Source organism: Halorubrum sp. AJ67 (assembly GCF_000513435.1).
Genome location: NZ_CBVY010000020.1, coordinates 15359 through 20089 on the forward strand (window position 1 = coordinate 15359; position 4731 = coordinate 20089).

At 67.3% G+C, this 4731-nt stretch carries 3 protein-coding genes; 2 read left to right on the top strand and 1 reads right to left on the bottom strand.

Annotation, left to right across the window (positions count from 1 at the left end; all coding sequences use genetic code 11):
- The coding region (locus BN903_RS13330; RefSeq protein WP_048078201.1) for a CDC48 family AAA ATPase at window positions 1-2166 on the top strand (2166 nt) is incomplete at its 5' end.
- A 46-nt stretch (window positions 2167-2212) separates the two neighbouring features.
- On the opposite strand, the gene BN903_RS13335 is transcribed toward BN903_RS13330, so the two are convergent.
- Window positions 2213-2455 (bottom strand): hypothetical protein, encoded by a 243-nt coding sequence (locus BN903_RS13335; RefSeq protein WP_048078202.1) that lies wholly within the window; start codon window positions 2453-2455, stop codon window positions 2213-2215.
- A gap of 425 nt (window positions 2456-2880) precedes the next feature.
- On the opposite strand from BN903_RS13335, the gene BN903_RS13340 reads away from it, so the two are divergent.
- Window positions 2881-4731, top strand: a 1851-nt coding sequence (locus BN903_RS13340) for an adenosylcobalamin-dependent ribonucleoside-diphosphate reductase (RefSeq protein ID WP_048078203.1), incomplete at its 3' end; no start/stop codon positions are given.

Sequence of the window (4731 nt, forward strand, 5' to 3'; positions counted from 1 at the left end):
GACATCGTCCGCGTCGAGGGGTCGGACGGAGCCGCGATCGCGCGCGTCTGGCCCGGCTACCCCGAGGACGACGGCACCGGCGTGATCCGCATCGACGGCCGCCTCCGGCAGGAGGCCGACGTGGGGATCGACGACCGCGTGACCGTCGAGGACGTCGACGTCTCGCGGGCGGACGCGGTCACGATCGCCTTTCCCAGCCAGCTGCGGGTGCGGGGGCAGATCGCCCCGTTCATCCGCGACAAGCTCTCCGGGCAGCCGGTGACCGAGGGGCAGACGATCCGCACGTCGCTCGGCTTCGGGCTGATGGGCGGCCAGTCGCAGGCGGTCCCGATGAAGATCGCCGAGACCAGCCCCGGCGGCACGGTGGTCATCACCGACGAGACGGAGATCAGCATCTCCGAGATCTCCGCCGAGGAGATCGCCGACCGCGGCGAGGCCGCGGGCGGGACCGGCGAGGGGCCGGACGTCACCTACGAGGACATTGGCGGGCTCGACGACGAGCTCGAACAGGTCCGCGAGATGATCGAGCTGCCGATGCGGCACCCGGAGCTGTTCAAGCGCCTCGGCATCGACCCGCCGAAGGGCGTCCTGCTCCACGGGCCGCCGGGCACGGGGAAGACGCTGATCGCGAAGGCCGTCGCCAACGAGATCGACGCGAACTTCCACACGATCTCCGGCCCGGAGATCATGTCGAAGTACTACGGCGAGAGCGAAGAGCAGCTCCGCGAGGTGTTCGAGGAGGCGGCCGAGGAGTCGCCCTCGATCATCTTCATGGACGAGCTGGACTCCATCGCGCCGAAACGCGAGGAGGCCGGCGGCGACGTGGAACGGCGCGTCGTGGCCCAGCTCCTCTCGCTGATGGACGGGCTCGAAGAGCGCGGCGAGGTCGTCGTCATCGGGGCGACGAACCGCGTCGACGCCATCGATCAGGCGCTCCGACGGGGCGGCCGCTTCGACCGCGAGATCGAGGTCGGCGTCCCCGACCGCGACGGCCGCAAGGAGATCCTCCAGGTCCACACGCGGAACATGCCGCTGACCGACGGGATCGACTTGGACGAGTACGCCGAGAACACGCACGGCTTCGTCGGGGCCGACCTCGAGTCGCTCGCGAAGGAGTCCGCGATGCACGCGCTGCGGCGCATCCGCCCCGAGATCGACCTCGAAAGCGACGAGATCGACGCCGACGTGCTGAACAGCATTCAGGTGACCGAGGCGGACTTCAAGGAGGCGATCAAGGGGATCGAACCCTCCGCGCTCCGCGAGGTGTTCGTCGAGGTCCCCGACACCACCTGGGACGACGTCGGCGGGCTCGAAGACACCAAAGAGCGGCTCCGCGAGACGATCCAGTGGCCGCTGGAGTACCCCGAGGTGTTCGAGGAGCTCGACATGCAGGCCGCCAAGGGCGTCCTGATGTACGGCCCGCCGGGCACGGGGAAGACCCTGCTCGCGAAGGCCGTCGCCAACGAGAGCGAGTCGAACTTCATCTCGATCAAGGGGCCAGAGCTGCTGAACAAGTACGTGGGCGAGTCCGAGAAGGGCGTCCGCGAGGTGTTCAGCAAGGCCCGCGAGAACGCGCCGACCATCGTGTTCTTCGACGAGATCGACTCGATCGCCACCGAGCGCGGCAAGAACTCCGGCGACTCCGGCGTCGGCGAGCGCGTCGTCTCCCAGCTGCTGACGGAGCTCGACGGGCTCGAATCGCTGGAGGACGTCGTCGTCATCGCGACGACGAACCGGCCGGACCTCATCGACTCCGCGCTGTTGCGCCCCGGTCGTCTGGACCGGCACGTCCACGTGCCCGTTCCCGACGAGACGGCGCGCCGCCGGATATTCGAGGTCCACACGCGCAACAAGCCGCTGGCGGACGACGTCGACCTCGACGCGCTCGCCCGGAAGACCGACGGCTACGTGGGTGCCGACATCGAGGCGGTCGCCCGCGAGGCCTCGATGAACGCCTCCCGGGAGTTCATCGGCAGCGTCACGCGCGAGGAGGTCGGCGAGTCCGTCGGCAACGTCCGCGTGACGATGGCACACTTCGAGGACGCGCTGAGCGAGGTGAACCCCAGCGTCACCCCCGAGACGCGCGAGCGGTACGAGGAGATAGAAAAGCAGTTCAGACGGTCCGAGGTGGAGCGCGACGAGGCCGAACCGGCCGCGTTCCAGTAGGCCGGCCGGACCCGCGCTCGACTCCCCGCTTTCCGACCGCGTTTTTTCAGATCAGTCCGAGCGTCGACAGCAGGTAGAAGGCCGCGACGACGACGATACCTATCGTGATGAGCCGCCACGCGAGCTTCAGGACGAACTTTCCGACGATGACGACGAGCGCGACGGCGACCAGGGCGACGAGCAGTTGCCCGACCTGACTACCGAGGAGCGCGGCCTGCGCCGGCGCGGCGAGGCCGGCGAGCGCGAGCGATGAAGCGGTCATGTCCGGGACCATGGCGAGGCCGGGCATAAGCTTGTGGGACCGGACCGCGACGACAGTTATCGAAATTTGATAAGTCTGCGGCAAGAACTGCGGAAAATTCGGACGTACGCGCGTCGATACGGCGGTCTCGGCGGAGCGGATGGCCGTCGACATCGCAGAATCCGCCGGGGGTCGACCCCCCTTTGTTCCGGTGGGAAGCCGCTCTGTTCGGGTAGTTTTCGCGAGTACCTATCAGTTTCACTCCGGTCTGGCTACGCTTATGTGTCCGGAAACCGTTCCTTGGTGACGTACCGGATTCAGCGTCAGACGGGCGGCACGGACGTTGTATACGGAATCGGACATGTAGACGCCGGTCGGGCCCGAACATCCGAACGTACAAGGGCCCGCCTCGCCAGTACACCAACACTACGAATGATTCAGATCCCACGCCAAGCCAGCGGGGTGGCCGTCGAATGAGCAGCGACGGTGTCACCGCGAACGACCTCGAACTGCCGATCAAACGCACCACGGGCGACACGATGGAGGAGCGCCTCACGGGCAACGCCTACCACAACATCCTGCCCGCGCGCTACCTCCGGAAGGACGCGAACGGGGAGCCGATCGAGAACCCCGAGGAGCTGTTCGACCGCGTCGCGTGCAACGTCGCGCTCGCCGAGGCGGTCTTCGAAGCCGAGCGGCAAGGGGTCGACGTCACCGTTACGCCCGACCAGCTGAAGCCCGACCACCCCCGGCGCGACGAGCTCGCCGAGGAGGTCTTCGGCGCGGGCGTCACGGCCGACGACGACGCGGAGGCGACGCTGACGGAACACAACGTCAACAAGTTCGCGTTCGACACCGTCGTGCCCGAGCTGCCCGACGACGTGCGCGACCACGTCGAGGAGACAGCCGAGACGTTCCGCGACGGGATGGAGTCGCTCTCCTTCATGCCGAACTCGCCGACGCTGATGAACGCGGGCGACGAGCTCCAGCAGCTCTCCGCCTGCTTCGTCGACTCCCCCGACGACGACATCACCGACATCCACCAGACCGCCAAGGAGGCGGCCGAGGTGTTCCAGTCCGGCGGCGGCATGGGGTACGCCTTCTGGCAGCTCCGCCCCTACGGCGACGCGGTCGGCTCGACCGGCGGTATCGCCTCCGGGCCGATCACGTTCATGCGGACGTTCGACCAGATGTGCGAGACGATCGCGCAGGGCGGCGCGCGCCGCGGCGCGCAGATGGGCGTCATGCGCATCTCGCACCCGGACGTCATCCAGTTCATCCACGCGAAGAACAAGGACGTCTCTCTGGCCCACTCGCTGCGGCTCAACGACCCCGACGACTTCACGCACAACTCCTTCGCGGACGCCTTAGAGGAGGCCCGCGACCTCATCGACGAGGACGGGAAGGTCCCCGAACACCTCCGTAACGCCGTCGAGGGACACCTCTCGAACTTCAACATCAGCGTCGGCGTCACCGACGACTTCATGGACGCGCTCCGCAACGACGAGGAGTTCACCTTCACCAACCCCCGCACCGGTGAGGCCCACGTCGCGACGCCGGAGACGAAGGAGCTGTACGACATGTTCGGGCTCGGCGAGCACGTCGAGGTCGGCGAGGAGCTCTCCGTCCCGGCCGCCGAGATCTGGGACGACATGATCGAGGGGGCCCACGAGAACGGCGAGCCGGGCGTGGTCTACCTCGAACGGATCAACAAAGAGCACTCCTTCGACGTCGAGGAGAACCCGGACCACCGGATCCTCGCGACGAACCCCTGCGGCGAGCAGCCGCTCGAAGAGTACGAGGCCTGTAACCTCGGCCACATCAACCTCTCGACGCTCGCGGACCTCGACGCGCCGGACTGGCGCGTCTGGTCCGACGAGCACGCAGACGAGTACGACACCCGGGCCGACGCGATCGACGCGTTCCTCGACGAGGCGATCGACTTCGAGGAGTTCGACGAGCGGATCGCGTACGGCACTCGCTTCCTCGAGAACGTCGTCACGATGTCCGACTTCCCGGTCGACGAGATCGAGGAGAAGGTCCGCGACATGCGGAAGATCGGGATGGGTATCATGGGGCTCGCACAGCTGTACATCCAGCTCGGCGTCCGGTACGGCTCCGAGGAGGGCAACGAGATCGCCCGCCAGCTGATGACCCACATCAACCACGAGTCGAAGCTGGCCTCCCACGAGCTCGCCGAGGAGCGCGGGACGTTCAACGACTGGGCCGACTCGAAATACGCGAACCCGACCGAGTACCGCGACTGGTTCGAACACTACACCGGGCTCGACGCCGACGAGTGGGCGCACGGCTTCCCGATCCGC